The following is a 19,376-nucleotide window of genomic DNA, read 5'->3' as shown; positions in this document are numbered from 1 at the left end:
AGTACTAAAACGTCGCTTTATACAATATGGTTAGAGGACTAAACCAATGCTGCACTTCTCTTTGTCACCAATTTCTATCTTTGTAGGTTCTGCTTTAGGGCTTATTCAACCGGCTAATGTTGCTGCAAGTGAATATGTGCAATTACCAGCGCAACCTCAACACAGCGTAAGCATGCCCAAGCCTAGCCAGATCACAACTGCTAAGGTGATAAGTGAGCAATCGCAAGCGTCATCTGAAAATGACTTGGTAATCGAAAGTGCCAATGCAATTAAGCATTTGATCATTATTGATGCTGCAGTTCCTGATAAAAACTTACTTTATAAACAACGGTATAGTGCCACTGAGATTGTAGAGCTACGGGCAGATGAGTCGGGTATTAAGCAACTAGAAGCGTTACTTGGGGGTTATCGCGATTTACAAAGTGTGAGTATCTTCTCACATGGTCGCAGTGGTGAGGTGCAACTAGGTAACAGTACAATCAATACCGCGGTGGTTGAAACAAATGCACAATTTATGCGTGTATTTAAAGGTGCTATAAGATCCGGTGGTGATGTATTTTTTTACGGCTGTGATGTTGGCAAAGATACGCAGGGTGAGCAGTTTTTAACGCTATTTAATCAAGCAACGGATTTAGATGTTGCCGCTTCTAATGATTTAACCGGTAATAGTAGTAAAGGTGGTGATTGGGACTTAGAAGTCGTCAAAGGAGATATCGATTTTGCTAACCGGCCATTTTCAGAACTCGCTCTGATTGATTTTTCAGATGTATTGGCGTTTGAGGATACGTTGAGATTTGGTAGTTTACCTACTGGGTACGCGAATAGTAAGAGTTACCAAATACCGGACACCAGTTACAGCATAAAAATTAAGTCTGGAGCTAGCGGGGGGCAAGATTTATATAGTTTTTCAGCGGGTTATGTTTACGTCGGTACAAGTTCGTCATCGTCAGATCAAACATATAGCAAAATATATTTCACAAATAACGAAACGTTTAATTTATCTAGTTTAGATGTTTATAACTCAAGTGGCGTAAATAAAGTCATACGGCTAACAACGGATAAAGGAGGTGAAGCAAACACTGGCAATTTACCGAACCGTAGTGGCGAGACAGTAAATGCCTCTGGTGCGTTGTTTACGGGAATAAAGTGGATAAAAGTTTCTTATAATGATAATTCAACTCTTGACTGGCTGAAAATTGACAATCTTGCCATAAACAACCTATCTGCAGTTCCGGCAAATTCAGCCCCTGAAGTTGATTTAAATGGTGTGCTGGCAGGTACAGATAGTTCAGTGTCGTTTTCTGAAGGCAGCGGTGCTGTGAATATCGCGCCCAGCGCTAGTGCAACTGATAGTGATGCGGATACAATAACAACAATCACGGTTACATTAACCAACGATCAAGATGGCGCGTCAGAAGGGCTTAGTGTATCGGCTGCTGCGCAAAATGCACTTGGCGGTATATCAGGTGCTTCAGACATTACTCTGCAAGATACAATTTCGATAACGGCGGCTTCGGCAACCGTTGCACAAGTGACGACCTTTTTACAAGCAATAACGTATAACAATACCAGTGCAACACCGAATACCACAGCGCGTACAGTGTCAGTTGTTATTAATGATGGCACTGTAAATAGTGCCAGTCGTACAGCGACCATTTCGGTTGCAAATATTACTTCAGCGAGTTCTGTCGCTGCTGGATTTAGCACCTTAAACGGCATAAATTTAAGCCCTGCTATTACGTTTAGTGACGATAATGAAACATTAAATATTAGCAATGCAGCGCATATTGCAGGGTCAACGGCTGATGGCGGCAGCGGCACGGATGAGCTTGTTGTTGTTAATGACGCCGACTTAACTGGCTTTGCCAGTTTGAGCGGTTTTGAAACCTTAACGCCATATAACAATGGCTCATTGACATTAAGTGAAACGCAACATGACAGTTTCACGACCATAAATGGTGTTGGTACAAATCAGTTTACTATTGCTAGTGCTGATGGCGATCAAGCGCTCACCGGCGATGCTGATATTGAAAGCTATGTGCTTGGCACAGCGATGACCTTTACGCTTGGTAGTGCAGCGCAAAATGTAACCGGCAGTAGCGCAGATGATACCGTTAATATTAATGCCTTCACGGTAATAGGTACATTGAATGGCGCTGCAGGTACCGACATATTACAGGCCGACTCTGGTGCTGATCTCAGCGGTGCAACAATTTCTGCCTTTGAATCATTAACGCTTGCCAGCGGTGCGAGTGTATTGATGACTGAGGCGCAGCACGATAGTTTTACAACGTTTACAGCACCAGGTACAGAAACGATAACCATCAGCTCAGCAACGGATGGACTAACAGGCAACAGTGCGATTGAAACGTATGTTTTATCTGTGGCAAATACATTCACCCTTGGTGCTGCGGGGCAAAATCTTACGGGTAGCAGCGGGGACGATACCCTCAATGTTGGCTCACTTACCGCAACCGGTATTTTAGCGGGCAACACCGGCACTGATACGTTATCTATTGGTAGTGGTGGCAATATTTCTGGCGCCACAATTAGCGGCTTTGAAAATTTTACTGTAGCAAGTGGCGGTTCAGCAAGTATTGCTGCATCTCAGCTCGCATTGTTCTCAGGCACTGTATCAGGCAGTGGTAATGAGACGCTCGCTATTTTGGGTGACGGTGATTTCGCTACTGTATCAGCAATTGAAAACTACACATTAAATGACGATAGTACTAACGCGCGTACTGTCTCTATTAGCGCCGCGGAGCACTCAGTAACCGCTAGCTCCGTAACCGATGCCATTACTTTTGATATTGGCACACTAGCTTATACGGGAACAATTACCGGCGAAAATAGTGTTGCTGATACATTGTCTATGAGTAGCGGCGCAAACATTAGTAATGCCACGATTAGTAATGTGACTAACTTAACACTCGCATCGGGCGCGTCAGTGTCGATGACGGCCAGCCAGCATGGCAGCTTTACGGGCATCATAACAGCGCCAGGTTCAGAAACTATTACTATCACCGGTGATGGTGATTTTACAACCTTAACTGGCATTGAAAGCTACGCTGTAGCTGATGACAGCACAAATACCAGAACGATCACCGTATCAACAGGTACCACTAATGTAACCGCTGGTTCGTCAACCGACGCGATTACTTTTGCAATTGGCGGCAGTGCATATACGGGTATGTTAATTGGTGAAAATAGTGTTGCCGACCAAGTACAAGTGACTGATGGTGCAGACATTAGTGGCGGTGGATTTTTAAATATAGGCACTCTTTCGTTAGCTAGTGGTGCAACAGTGGCTATTGATGCGGATAATATTGGTAACTTTAGCACTGCTATAACGGGTAGTGCGGGGACTGAAGCACTGAAACTTATGGATGGTGGGTCGTTTGATTTTACCAATACCTCAGTGTCTGCTGTTGAAGGAGTAGCAATAGGAACTAACAATAATGCCACGATAACCTTGACTGACAACTTTAATGCCAATGGTCAAGCAGTATCAGTGTCAAATGCGAGTGGCGGTGAAATTACTGCGGCCCTATCAATAAATGCTTCAGCCTTTGCCAGTGACATATTGACGATTACGGCCAGCGATTTTAATGGTGATGATACTTTCGTTGGCGGTAGCGGCGCAGATACCATCCGCCCTGGCGGTGGTACTGATTCGATGACGGGCAATGCAGGTAACGATAATTTTGTTGGCAGTGCTGCACAATTATCAGGGGATACCATCACTGATCTAGCCGTAGGCGATACCTTAACTATTACTGGTGTGACAGGGCTTTCAAGTGCAAATGTGCGATTTAATGGCGCTAGCACATTAGAAGTAGATACAGATGCCACCGATTTTAATATTTCTGAACTTACGCTCTCGTTAAGTAATTCACCAGGCTCAAGTTTAGCTTTTAGCGTTGCTGACAGTGGTAGCGATACCATAATCACTTTTGTTGAGCCAAATAGCGCCCCCGTATTTAGTAGTTTGAATGGCGGTGCAACCTTCATTGAAAATGGCTCTGCAATTGTTATCGACTCTGATGTGACTATCGCTGATACTGAGCTCGATGCCCTTAATGGCGCAATTGGTAATTATAATAATGCCAGTTTAACTATTAGTCGAAACGGTGGGGCAAGTACTGAAGATGTTTTTGCGAACAATAACTTATTGGGCGCGCTAATTGAGGGTAATACGTTTACTTATAATTCGACCACAGTCGGAACGGTAACGACTAACTCCTCAGGTACCTTGGTACTGACCTTTAATGCTAATGCTACATCTGCAATTGTTGACTCAGTTTTACAAAGCATTACCTATCAAAATAGTTCCGAATCTCCATCATCATCAGTGACTTTGGATTATGTATTTAATGATGGGATAGCAAACAGCGCGGGTACAAATCAAGCGATAGTGAATATTACTGGGCAAAATGATGCCCCAACGGATATTTCACTTTCATCGGCAAGTATAAATCAATCATCAACTGGGCCTGGTGCTAATATAGGTTCACTTACTACCTCAGATGTAGATACTAGCGACAGCCATAGTTATACGTTTGTAAGCTCCGGCGCAAGTGTAAGCGGTACATGTAGTGCTGACACAAACAATAGTAGTTTTCAGATCACTGGCACCTTAGTGCAAACACAAGCTGCACTTAGTGCAGGAAATTATATTGTGTGTGTACAAAGTAACGATGCAACTACCACTTTTCAAAAATCTTTTACTATAACGGTAAATGATAATGTTGCGCCAAGTGCACCATCGACCCCTGATTTAAATGCGGCTGCTGATTCAGGGTTATCTACTACGGATAATATTACCAACGATACCACGCCAACATTTAGTGGCACTGCTGAGAGCGGTTCAACAGTTAGTCTTTACAGCGACCAAGTTGGTGCTGGAGCAACTGTAATCGGGTCTGGCATAGCGACCGATGGCAATTGGCAAATTACCACTAGCACTTTAACTGCCGGTTTAGACCATGCTATTTCAGCAAAAGCAACAGACTCAGCAAGTAATGTAAGTAGTAGCTCAAGCGCACTTACAGTGACAATTGACACAACCGCGCCGAGCGCACCAAGTGCAGCCGATCTAACTGCAGCCAGTGATAGTGGCTCTTCGAGTACAGATAATATAACCAATAATACAACACCTACTTTTACAGGTACAGGCACCACAGGCGACACTATTACTCTTATTTCAAGTGTTGATGGCTCAATAGGCAGTACTGTTGTTAGTGGTGGGGTGTGGAGTATCACCGTAGGCTCAGCAATGACGAGTGGCTCGCATACTATTGTGGCACGCGCGACGGACTCTGCTGGTAATATTACCAATGGTACCAGTACTACAATAACCATTGACACTAACGTGAGTGCACCGAGCATTACCACCCCGATTGAAGTTGATGGTCGGATCAATGCTGTGGAAGATGCGCATGTGCTTATACAAGGTAGCGGCGCTGACTCTGGCGCTACGGTTAATGTGACCATCAGCGATGGCGCGAATAACCAATCGCGCAGTGTAACGGCTGATGGCGCTGGGGCGTGGACTATCAGTGGTAGCGAGTTTGATGTCAGCAGCTTTAATAACGGCACGCTCACCGTCAGCGCCACACAAACTGATACGGCAGGTAACACTTCCAGTGCTGTCAGCACCGCAGTGATTTTAGATAACGCCGCACCGAGTACCTTGGCGATCGCCACCCCAATTGAAGTTGATGGCCTAATCAATGCCCTCGAAGATGACAGTGTATTGATCACCGGCTCCGGTGCGGAAGCCAATGTCAGCGTTAGTGTGACCATCAGCGATGGCGCGAATAACTTATCACGTACTGTGACGGCTGATGGCGCAGGTACATGGACTATCAGTGGTAGCGAGTTTGATGTCAGCAGCTTTAATAACGGCACGCTCACCGTCAGCGCCACACAAACTGACACGGCGGGTAACACTTCCAGTGTTGCCAGCACCGCAGTGATTTTAGATAACGCCGCGCCGAGTACTTTGGCGATCGCCACCCCGATTGAAGTTGATGGCCTAATCAATGCCGTAGAAGATGGCAGTGTATTGATCACCGGCTCCGGGGCGGAAGCCAATGCCAGCGTTAGTGTGACCATCAGCGATGGCGCGAATAATTTATCACGTACTGTGACGGCTGATGGCGCTGGGGCATGGACTATCAGTGGCAGCGAATTTGATGTCAGTAGCTTTAATAACGGCACGCTCACCGTCAGCGCCACACAAACTGACACGGCGGGTAACACCTCCAGCGCTGCCAGCACCGCAGTGATTTTAGATAACGCCGCACCGGGTGCCTTGACGATCGTCACTCCGATTGAGGTTGATGGCCTAATCAATGCGCTCGAAGATGACAGTGTATTGATCACCGGCTCTGGGGCAGAAGCCAATGCCAGCGTCAGTGTGACCATCAGCGATGGCGCGAATAACCAATCGCGCAGTGTGACGGCAGATGGCTCTGGGGCATGGACTATCAGTGGTAGTGAGTTTGATGTCAGCAGCTTTAATAATGGCACGCTTAGCGTCAGCGCCACCCAAAGTGATACGGCAGGTAACATCTCAACTGCGGCGACCACAACAATTACGTTGGATAATCAAGCGCCAAATGCATTGACTATCACAACGCCGATTGCCGTTGATGGCATTGTCAATGCTGCTGAAGATAATGCGGTATTAATTGTAGGCTCAGGGGCAGAATCAGGCGCCGCAGTTAAGGTTGATATTGGTGGTGTAAATGTCACCGTGACAGCTGATAGCAGCGGTAATTGGAGTCTCAGTGGCAATGAGTTGGATATCAGTGCATTAAATAATGGCACGTTAACGGTATCAGCAACGCAAACTGACAGCGCGGGTAATATTTCTGCTGCGGCAACGACTACCATAACCTTGGATAACACGGCACCGTCAGTTGTTACTATTAATACCCCAATCGAAGCCGATGGCATAGTTAACGCTAGTGAAGATGATAGTGTATTGATCACCGGCTCCGGTGCAGAAGTGAACGCAACAGTTAATGTTGATATTGGTGGTGTAAATGCCACGGTTACAGCTGGTAGTGGTGGTAATTGGACGCTTAACGGCAATGAATTAGATATAAGTGCACTTAATAATGGCACCTTAACTGTATCGGTAACGCAAACTGACAGCGCAGGGAATACATCGCCAGCGGCGACCAGCTCAATTACTTTAGATAATACCACCCCAACCGGGCATGCAGTTAGCGTTGATCAAAGCTTAATTAACGCAGATAACGAATCTACAATGAGTGTTAGTTTTACTGGGCTTGAAGGAAGTGGCTCGCTTAGTTACCAGGTAAGTGATGGCAGTAATGCTGTTACTGGTAACGCAACGATCAGTGCTGTGACGCAGCAAATTACTAGTATCGATGTTACAACATTGGCTGAGGGAGTGTTAACGTTCTCAGCAATAGTGACAGACACCGCAGGTAATGCCAGTGCAGCAGTAACTGCCACAGTAACTAAAAAATACAATGTCGCACCGGTATTAAGTGGCTCACCAAGTACAACAACAGCTGAAGATGCAGCGTATAGTTTTATACCCACACTAACAGACAGCGATACAGGTGATACCCATACCTTCAGCATCATTAACAAACCAAGCTGGGCGAGCTTTGACACCAGCACGGGTGAATTGTCGGGCACGCCAGAAAACGAGGATGTAGGCAGTTACGCGACTATTACTATCAGTGTTAACGATGGTACGGATAGCGCCAGTTTAACGCCGTTTACATTAGAAGTAACCAACACCAACGATGCGCCGGTAGGGCAAGATTTCAGCTTTAATCTTGATGAAGCGGCTAATTTAGTTGTCACCGCGGGTGATGGCTTGCTCAGTACGGCCAGTGATGAGGATGCGGATGATACATTGACGGCCGTCGCGGTAAGCCAGCCCCAATTTGGTAGTGTCAGCTTAAACAGTGACGGCAGCTTTAGCTATCAACATGATGGCAGTGAAAACCACGGCGACAGCTTCACCTTCCAAGTGCGTGATAGCGCCGGTGCGTTATCGGCGATACAGACCGTGACACTGACGATAACGCCGGTTGCTGATGCACCGATTGCCATGGATGACAGTGCTACCACCGCAGAAGACACCCCAGTGAACTTTAGCTTGGTTGCAAATGACAGTGATGCTGAAGATGACTTAGTGGCCGCCTCAGCAGCCATTGTATTACCCGCGAGTAAAGGCACGGTAAGTATCAGCAACGGCATAGCCACGTATACCCCGAATGCCAATGCAACAGGCGTGGATACGTTTACCTACACGGTTAAAGATGCGGCGTTAAATACCTCAGCCCCCGCCACGGTGACAGTGACCATTACCCCTGTTAATGATATACCGGTGGTGCAAAATGTTACCCTCAGTATTGATGAAGACACCCCTTCAGCGGCAACGGCTATACGCAGTTTAGCCACGGACGTGGAAGACAGCATCCCAACGGGCACGATTAACTTAGTCAGAGCGCCAAGCTCAGGGCAAGTGGTGTTTGATCAAGTTGCGGGCACCTTTGTGTATACCCCCGATGCGAATGTGACAGGGCAAGACAGTTTCACCTACACCATTACCGACAGCGAAGGCGGGGTGTCACTGCCCGCAACAGTGACGATAAATATTGGCGCAGTGAATGACCGTCCAGTTGTCGTTAATGATGCAGTGGCAACCGATGAAGATACAGCAGCTACATTGGATATTTTGGCAAATGATTCGGATGTTGAAGACAGTGGCTTTAATGCGGCCAACGTAAGCCTTGAAAACAAAGGCACGGGGGCGGGCATGTACGACTTTGCGACAGTCAGTGTTAACCTCGATGGTAGTTTAGCTATCATGCCAAGCCAAGATGTGAATGGGGTATTTAGTTTTACCTACACCTTAACAGACGGCGAAGGCTTAAGCTCCACCCCAGCGACCGTGACGCTGACCATTAATGCCGTGAATGACGCCCCCGTGGCGCTGGACAACAGTGCGCAACTGCAAGAAGAAGGCTCGTTCGAAGTCAACGTATTGGGTAACGACAGTGATGTCGATATCGGCGACAGTTTAGATGTCAGCAGTGTCACGGTTGTCAGTGCCCCAAGCAACGGGCAAACCCAAGTAACCGCAACGGGGGCAATTATTTACACCGCCAATGCCGATTACTTCGGTGACGACAGCTTTACTTACACAGTTAAAGACAGCAATGGCGCGGTGTCCAATGTTGCTACAGTCACCATGACCGTGAACCCAGTCAATGATGCACCGGTGGCACAAGCGCAAACCCTTAGCCTTGATGAAGATGCAAGCTTATTGATCACATTGCTTGCGACAGACATTGAAAATGACAGCTTAACTTATCGTATCGATACCGATGTCGCACACGGAACGCTAGTTCAACAAAGCAGTGATAGTTGGTTGTATACACCTGCGGCAGATTATAACGGCAGTGATAGTTTCACGTTTGTAGCCAATGATGGTGCGTTAGATTCAGCTCCTGTTAGTGTTAACTTAACCATTAATGCCATCAATGATGCCCCAGTTGCCAGCGCAGAGGCGGTGTCAGTAAACGAAGATACGCCACTGACTATCAACCTTGTTGCCAGCGATATCGAAGGCGATACCTTAACCTATCAAATCAGCAGTCAACCTCAAAATGGCACTGTCACACTCACCGGCTCACAAGCCGTATACCAAGGCGCGAGTGATTTCTTTGGCACCGACAGCTTTAGCTTTGTCGCTAACGATGGCAGCGTGGATTCAGCCCCTGTGGTGATCACAGTGACCGTGAGTAGTGTCAATGATGTGCCAGTGATAAGTGGTAGCCCCGCCAGCTCAGTTGCTCAAGATACAGTGTACAGTTTTACACCGACGGCAACAGATGTTGAAGGCGATAGCTTAACCTTTAGTATCAGCAATAAACCAAGCTGGTTGAGTTTTGATAGCAGTACTGGGTTGCTCAGCGGCACCGCCGGCAACAGCGATGTGGGCGTGCACAGCAATATTGTGATCAGTGTCAGCGATGGCATGGATACGGTGAGCTTACCGGCATTTAATGTGACGGTGATCAACGTTAATGATGGCCCTACAATAACAGGCACGCCAGCGGTAAATGTTGATCAAGATATGCTTTATAGCTTTACACCAACGGCCGGTGACATTGATGGCGACAGCTTAACCTTTAGCATTAGTAACAAGCCAAGCTGGGCTAGTTTTGATAGCAGCACAGGGCAGTTGTCAGGTACACCCAGTAATGATGATGTCGGCGTAAATAACAACATTATTATTTCAGTATCAGACGGCGCGATTACGACAGCACTGAGTAGCTTTAATCTAACCGTAAATAATGTTAACGATGCGCCGACCATCAGCGGTACACCAAGTACCACGATAAGTGAAGACAGTCAGTATCAATTTATCCCCACAGTGAACGATATTGATGGTGATAGCTTGAGTTTCAGCATCATTAACAAACCAAGCTGGGCGAGCTTTGACACCAGCACGGGTGAATTGTCGGGCACGCCAGAAAACGAGGATGTAGGCAGTTACGCGACTATTACTATCAGTGTTAACGATGGTACGGATAGCGCCAGTTTAACGCCGTTTACATTAGAAGTAACCAACACCAACGATGCGCCGGTAGGGCAAGATTTCAGCTTTAATCTTGATGAAGCGGCTAATTTAGTTGTCACCGCGGGTGATGGCTTGCTCAGTACGGCCAGTGATGAGGATGCGGATGATACATTGACGGCCGTCGCGGTAAGCCAGCCCCAATTTGGTAGTGTCAGCTTAAACAGTGACGGCAGCTTTAGCTATCAACATGATGGCAGTGAAAACTTTGTTGATAGTTTTACCTTCCAAGTACGCGATGCTGCGGGTGCGTTATCGGCGATACAGACCGTGACACTGACGATAGCGCCGGTTGCTGATGCACCGATTGCCATGGATGACAGTGTCACCACCGCAGAAGACACCCCAGTGAACTTTAGCTTGGTTGCAAATGACAGTGATGCTGAAGATGACTTAGTGGCCGCCTCAGCAGCCATTGTATTACCCGCGAGTAAAGGCACGGTAAGTATCAGCAACGGCATAGCCACGTATACCCCGAACGCCAATGAAACAGGCGTGGATACGTTTACCTACACGGTGAAAGATGCGGCGTTAAATACCTCAGCGCCCGCTACGGTGACAGTGACCATCACCCCTGTTAATGATATACCAGTGGTGCAAAATGTTACCCTCAGTATTGATGAAGATACCCCCTCAGCAGCAACCGAACTACGCAGTTTAGCGACGGACGTGGAAGACACCAGCCCCACTGGCGATATCAATTTGGTTGATGCCCCGAACTCAGGAGAAGTGGTGTTTGACCAAGTTGCAGGCACGTTTGTGTATACCCCGGATGCGAATGTGACAGGGCAAGATAGCTTTAGCTATACGATTACTGATAGCGAAGGCGGGGTGTCACTGCCCGCAACAGTGACGATAAATATTGGCGCAGTGAATGACCGTCCAGTTGTCGTTAATGATGCAGTGACAACCGATGAAGATACAGCAGCTACATTGGATATTTTGGCAAATGATTCGGATGTTGAAGACAGTGGCTTTAATGCCGCCAACGTCAGCCTTGAAAACCAAGGCAGCGGGGCAGGCATGTACGAGTTTGCGACAGTCAGTGTTAACCTCGATGGTAGTTTAGCTATCATGCCAAGCCAAGATGTGAATGGGGTATTTAGTTTTACCTACACCTTAACAGACGGCGAAGGCTTAAGCTCCACCCCAGCGACCGTGACGCTGACCATTAATGCCGTGAATGACGCCCCCGTGGCGCTGGACAACAGTGCGCAACTGCAAGAAGAAGGCTCGTTTGAAGTCAACGTATTGGGTAACGACAGTGATGTCGATATCGGCGACAGTTTAGATGTCAGCAGTGTCACTGTTGTCAGTGCACCAAGCAACGGGCAAACCCAAGTAACCGCAACGGGGGCAATTATTTACACCGCCAATGCCGATTACTTCGGTGACGACAGCTTTACTTACACAGTCAAAGACAGCAATGGCGAGGTGTCTAACCTTGCTACTGTCACCATGACCGTGAACCCAGTCAATGATGCACCGGTGGCACAAGCGCAAACCCTTAGCCTTGATGAAGATGCAAGCTTATTGGTCACATTGCTTGCGACAGACATTGAAAATGACAGCTTAACTTATCGCATCGATACCGATGTCGCACACGGAACGCTAGTTCAACAAAGCAGTGATAGTTGGTTGTATACACCTGCGGCAGATTATAACGGCAGTGACCGCTTTACGTTTATTGCTAATGACGGTGCGTTAGATTCAGCTCCTGTTAGTGTTAACTTAACCATTAATGCCGTAAATGATGCCCCAGTTGCCAGCGCAGAGGCGGTGTCAGTAAACGAAGATACGCCACTGACTATCAACCTTGCTGCCAGCGATATCGAAGGCGATACCTTAACCTATCAAATCAGCAGTCAACCTCAAAATGGCACAGTCACACTCACCGGCTCACAAGCCGTATACCAAGGCGCGAGTGACTTCTTTGGCACCGACAGCTTTAGCTTTGTCGCTAACGATGGCAGCGTGGATTCAGCCCCCGCGGTGATCACAGTGACCGTGAACAGTGTTAATGATCTACCAGTGATCAGCGGTACACCAACTGTGTCAGTGAGTGAAAAAATCGCTTACAGCTTTGCGCCAACCGCAACTGACAGCGAAGGCGATAGCTTAACCTTTAGTATCAGCAATAAACCAAGTTGGTTGAGTTTTGATAGCAGTACTGGGTTGCTCAGTGGCACCGCCGGCAACAGCGATGTGGGCGTGCACAGCAATATTGTGATCAGTGTCAGCGATGGCATGGATACGGTGAGCTTACCGGCCTTTAACTTAACGGTGATCAACGTCAATGACGCGCCAACGATTGGGGGGATACCGGCACTCAACGTTGATCAAGATGCACTGTATAGCTTTACCCCAACAGCAAATGATATTGACGGCGACAGCTTAACCTTTAGCATTAGCAACAAGCCAAGCTGGGCTAGTTTTGATAACAGCACAGGGCAGTTGTCAGGTACGCCAAGTAATGATGATGTAGGCATGACGAGCAATATTGTTATTGCAGTATCAGACGGCGCGATTACTGCAGCACTGAGTAGCTTTAACCTCACTGTTAATAATGTCAATGATGCCCCGACCATCAGTGGTACACCGAACACCACGGTAAGCGAAGACAGCATGTATCAGTTTATTCCCTCAGCGCGTGACATTGATGGTGACAGCTTGAGCTTTAGCATCATTAACAAGCCTAGCTGGGCGAGCTTTGACACTAGCACGGGCGAATTAGCGGGCACGCCAGAAAACGAGGATGTAGGCAGCTACGCGGCTATTACTATCAGTGTTAACGATGGTACGGATAGCGCCAGTTTAACGCCGTTTACTTTAGAAGTAACCAACACCAACGATGCGCCGGTGGCACAAAACTTCAGCTTTAATCTTGATGAAGCCGCGACCTTAACCGTGGTGCTTGCTAACGGGTTATTAAGTAACGCCAGCGATGATGATGTCGGCGATACACTCAGCGCCGAGCTGGTCAGTCAGCCACAATTTGGTAGTGTCAGCTTAAACAGTGATGGCAGCTTTAGCTATCAACATGACGGCAGTGAAAACCACGGCGACAGCTTCACCTTCCAAGTGCGTGATAGCGCCGGTGCGTTATCGGCGATACAGACAGTGACACTGACGATAACGCCGGTTGCTGATGCACCGATTGCCATGGATGACAGTGCTACCACCGCAGAAGACACCCCAGTGAACTTTAGCTTGGTAGCGAATGACAGTGATGCTGAAGATGACTTAGTGGCCGCCTCAGCAGCCATTGTATTACCCGCGAGTAAAGGCACGGTAAGTATCAGCAACGGCATAGCCACGTATACCCCGAACGCCAATGAAACAGGCGTGGATACGTTTACCTACACGGTTAAAGATGCGGCGTTAAATACCTCAGCCCCCGCCACGGTGACAGTGACCATTACCCCTGTTAATGATATACCGGTGGTGCAAAATGTTACCCTCAGTATTGATGAAGACACCCCTTCAGCGACAACGGCTATACGCAGTTTAGCCACGGACGTGGAAGACAGCATCCCAACGGGCACGATCAACTTAGTCAGAGCGCCAAGCTCAGGGCAAGTGGTGTTTGACCAAGTTGCAGGCACCTTCGTGTATACCCCTGATGCGAACGTTACAGGGCAAGACAGTTTCACCTACACCATTACCGACAGCGAAGGCGGCGTGTCACTGCCCGCAACCGTTACGGTCAATATTGGTGCGGTGAATGACCGCCCTGTGGTGGCCGATGACAGTATCAGTACCGATGAAGATACCGCAACGACGTTAGCTATTTTAGCGAACGACTCAGACGTAGAAGACAGTGGCTTTAATGCCGCCAACGTCAGCCTTGAAAACCAAGGCAGCGGGGCAGGCATGTACGAGTTTGCGACAGTCAGTGTTAACCTCGATGGTAGTTTAGCTATCATGCCAAGCCAAGATGTGAATGGGGTATTTAGTTTCACCTACACCTTAACAGACGGCGAAGGCTTAAGCTCCACCCCAGCGACCGTCACGCTGACCATTAATGCCGTGAACGACGCCCCTGTGGCGCTGGACAACAGTGCGCAACTGCAAGAAGAAGGCTCGTTTGAAGTCAACGTATTGGGTAACGACAGTGATGTCGATATCGGCGACAGTTTAGATGTCAGCAGTGTCACGGTTGTTAGTGCCCCAAGCAACGGGCAAACCCAAGTAACCGCAACGGGGGCAATCATTTACACCGCCAATGCCGATTACTTCGGTGACGACAGCTTTACTTACACAGTCAAAGACAGCAATGGCGCGGTGTCCAATGTTGCTACAGTCACCATGACCGTGAACCCAGTCAATGATGCACCTTTAGGTATTCCGCAAAGCTTAATACTTGCAGAAGATAATAGCGTCTTGATCACCTTGGTTGGTTCAGATATTGAGAACGATGAGCTAAGTTATCGTCTTGATGAAGGCGTGCTACATGGCTCGCTTGTACAGCAAAGTAATGATAGTTGGTTATATACGCCAAACGCTAATTACAACGGCAGTGATGGCTTTAGTTTTGTTGTTAACGATGGATTATTAGATTCAACAACAACACCGGTATCGTTAGTGATCACCGCAGTGAATGACGCGCCAATTGTAAGTGCACAAACTGGCGTTACTGATGAAGACACCGCAGTCGTTATTAACTTACTCGGTAGTGATGTTGATGGTGATCGATTAACCTACACAATTGTGAGTCAACCAACTCATGGCACGGCGATTATCTCAGGTGAACAAGTTACTTATCAAGGCAGTGCAAATTATTTTGGTGAAGATCAGTTTAGCTATATAGCGAATGATGGATTACTTGATTCAGCACCAAGCACAGTGTCAGTCACTATCAATAGTATTAACGATTTGCCAGTGATTAGTGGAGTACCAAGCTTAGCGGTTAATGAAAATGACTTATATAGCTTTGTACCAACAGCGACAGATAATGATGGCGATAACCTTAGCTTCAGTATCGAAAATAAACCAAGTTGGCTGAATTTTGATACCACCACAGGGCAGCTATCAGGCAGACCAAGCAATGCTGATGTAGGACGTTATACAGGCATTACAGTGAGTGTAACGGATGGGGTTGCAAGCCAAAGTTTAACCCCATTTACACTGACAGTACTGAATGTAAACGATGCACCAACAATCAGCGGTTCACCTGCAACATCAATCGCGCAAGATACAGGTTACTCATTTACGCCAGTTGTGTCAGATATTGATAATACCAGTTTATCATTGACGATTGCGAACAAGCCGAGTTGGGCAACGTTTGATAGCACAAGTGGTACATTAAGTGGTATACCGACACGAGATGACGTTGGTCTATATAGTAATATTTTGATCAGCGTAAGCGATGGCCAGTTAAGCAGTACGCTTAACCCATTTAGTATTGATGTAACGTATGTAAATGCAGCACCTGTTGCGAATGATATGTTACTAAGTATTGATGAAGACACTAACATCAGTATTAGCGCAGATGTTAATGATAGTGACAATGACAGCTTAGTTATTGAAGTGGTCACTCAACCACAGTTTGGTAGCTTAACGGTGCAAGGAACGGTGTTTAGTTATCAGCCACAAGCTGATTACCATGGCAATGATAGTTTTAGCTATTTAGTAACAGATGGTGAAGCAAATTCAGCCATTGCTACTGCATCAATTACTGTTGAGTCAGTAAACGATGAACCGGTCGCTGTGGATGATACGTTTAACTTAGCGAGCACAGATAATGGCCGTTATATACTTGATGTGTTAGCGAATGACACTGATGTTGATGGCGATGCAATAACAATTATTGGTGCTAGGGCATCAGTGGGTACAGTGAGTATTGTTGACCAGCAGCTTGTCTATCAACTTAACGCAAGTACCCAAGGCACTATTAAAGTTGAGTATATTATTGCCGACCCAGCGCAAGCACAAAGCACAGGGTTTGCTTATATTAACTTTACTGATGGTCAAGCTGATGCACCAACTATTACACCTCCTGCTGATGTGAGTATTGATGCAACAGGGTTGTTCACTCGAGTGAAATTAGGCACAGCCCTTGCGTTTGATAGCGAGCAAAACCGATTACCAGTCGCAACTTTCAAGCAAAGTATGTTATTTACGCCAGGTGTACACCAAGTGTATTGGCAAGCGACAGACAGTAGTGGTAAAACCACAATGGCAAGCCAGCAAGTAATGGTTCACCCACAAATATCACTAGGTAAAAATAAAGTTGTTGCTGAGGATCAAAGTTATACCACTCGGGTTTACTTGAATGGACCCGCGGCAAGTTATCCTGTCACTGTCCCTTACAGTGTATCTGGAACCGCAACATCAGATGATCATGATTTAATCAGTGGCGAAGTGGTTATTGAACAAGGCTTAATGGGTGAGATCAACTTTAGAGTCTTTGCTGATAGTGAGATTGAAGCGGATGAAACAATTGTTATAACGCTTGACGACAGCCTTAATACTGGCGCGCAAGCCACTAATATTACGACTATTTCAGAGAGTAATATAGCACCAAGCTTAGTAACGAGAATTGAACAAAACAATCAGCCGCGGCCATTTGTTTTAGCCAGTGATGATCTCGTAACAATTACAGCGTTGGCAACGGATAATAATCCTGAAGATAGTATTTCATTTAGTTGGCAAGCAGCAGATGAACGGATTGTTGAGCTAGGTAATGCGGCTGATACATTTGTGTTCTCTACAGCTGAACTCGATATTGGTATTTATGAAATAGCAGTAACCGCAATAGATGATGCTGTGGATAGCCTATCAACGACAGTGACCAGTTATGTGGAAGTGATAGCTCAGTTACCTGAGCTAACAACTGCTGATACTGATAATGACTTAATACCAGACAATATCGAAGGTCTACAAGATAGCGACCGTGATGGTATCCCTGATTACTTGGATAATATTAATGAATGTAATGTATTACCTGAGCAAGTAAATGAGTTAGCGCAGTTCCTTATTGAAGGAGATGCGGGAGCATGTTTAAGAAAAGCATTCTTAAGCACACAAAATAGCAGTGGCGCAGCACAATTGTTTGAAAGTGAGCTACCTGTAGATGTTGGTATGGAAAACTCTGGTGGCTACTTTAGTTTTATAGTAACCGCCATGGAGCAAAAAGGTGAAAACTACCATATAGTGCTGCCGCAAAGAATGCCAATACCTGCAGGTGCGATTTATAGAAAGCTTATCAATAATGAATGGGTTGACTTTAACACCAACAATGGCGATAAGCTCTATTCAACGCAAGGTGAGCAAGGTTATTGTCCTTCACCCAATAGTCTGCTGTGGCAAGAAGGCCTTAAAGAAGGTGACTGGTGTGTGCAATTACGCATAACGGATGGCGGTATCAATGATGCCGATGGCGTAGCGAATGGTCAAATTGTTGACCCCGGCGGCGTAAGCGTTATGAGCAGCAATAACAGCGCACCTGTTACACAATCAGATCAAGTGATTATTGCAGTTGGTAATAGTATTGTTATTGATGTGCTTAGTAATGATAGCGATGCAGATAATGATGTACTCACGCTCAACAGTGCAAGTGTTGATTTTGGTGAGGTAGCCATTGTTAATAATCAACTTAGTTATCAACCATTACTTGAGTTCATTGGTACTGCAACAATCAACTACAGTGTGTCTGATGGTCAAGGTGGCACAGCCTTTGATACAGCGACTGTGAGTGTGGTAGTGAACAGTGCCCCAACAACGATTGCTGATATAGCAAGCACTAATGACCGCACGCAAATAGTTATTGATGTGCTTGCCAATGATAGCGATGCGGATGGCGACGCACTGAGCTTAATAAGCGCGCAAGCTACGCAAGGAACAGTCACTATAAATGGCGATGACACATTGAATTACCAACCCAAAGCAGGTTTTGAAGGTGTCGATTTTATTGAGTATACAGTAGCTGACAGTAAAGGTGCTGAAGCTAAAGGAGAAGTAAAAGTGACTGTAAAAGCTTATACAACCACCACTGTTAAAAATAGCTCATCAGGTAGTTTAGGCAGCACTATGGTGTTATTAATGATTGGTTTGGTCTTTATACGTCGCCAATCAAAACTGACTCCATGGGCCTTACTTGCTACGGCTGCGGTAGTCAGTCAGCCAGTATTAGCTGGTGAATGGTCTATGGATGGCACGATTGGTTATGCGGCCGTTGCAGGCTCGACCACAGCTAATCAATCAGTCGAATTAGCGAATACTGAATACGATGATACCGATATTAGTTGGTCAATAGGCGGAATTTATTCTTTTGCGACTAATTGGCAATTTGGCGTACGCTATATCAACTTAGGTGAAGGTAGTATGACCTTTGTTGGAGATACACTTGATCCAAGTAACGCGCAACTGAATGTGTCACAAACCGTGCCGGTATTATCACAAGGACCTGCGATACAAACTGCTTATCTATTCCCGCTGTTGGGCCAAGTTAAGAGTAAGGTTTTTGTTGGAGCTTTTCATTATCATTATTCGATTGATAGCCACTCATCTACGGGGCAAAAAATTGCATATAATGACACTAATACACGTCCTTATTTTGGCGGGCAATTAGCTTATCCAGTGTTTGAAAATATAGATGTTTCAATTAACTATAGTCATTATAAGTTAAGAGAAAATGATGTGAATGAATGGGCGCTAGGATTCCAATATCAATTTTAGGAGTAATTAAAGCGTAAATGATCTGAACTCTGGATAGTAAATCTCTTAACCAGAGTTC

At 46.4% G+C, this 19,376-nt stretch carries 1 protein-coding gene; it reads left to right on the top strand.

The features are described from left to right. The first annotated feature begins 46 nt into the window (after window positions 1–46). The gene (locus tag ACMVDV_RS07970; RefSeq protein WP_416157753.1) at window positions 47–19,318 is read left to right on the top strand and encodes a tandem-95 repeat protein; all 19,272 of its coding nucleotides are present in this window, start codon (window positions 47–49) and stop codon (window positions 19,316–19,318) included. The last annotated feature ends 58 nt before the right edge of the window (window positions 19,319–19,376 follow it).

The organism is Pseudoalteromonas sp. ASV78 (genome assembly GCF_047806705.1).
Lineage (GTDB): Bacteria > Pseudomonadota > Gammaproteobacteria > Enterobacterales > Alteromonadaceae > Pseudoalteromonas > Pseudoalteromonas prydzensis_A.
Note: the sequence above shows the minus strand (reverse complement) of the source record. Positions and strands in the feature narration are given on the sequence as shown.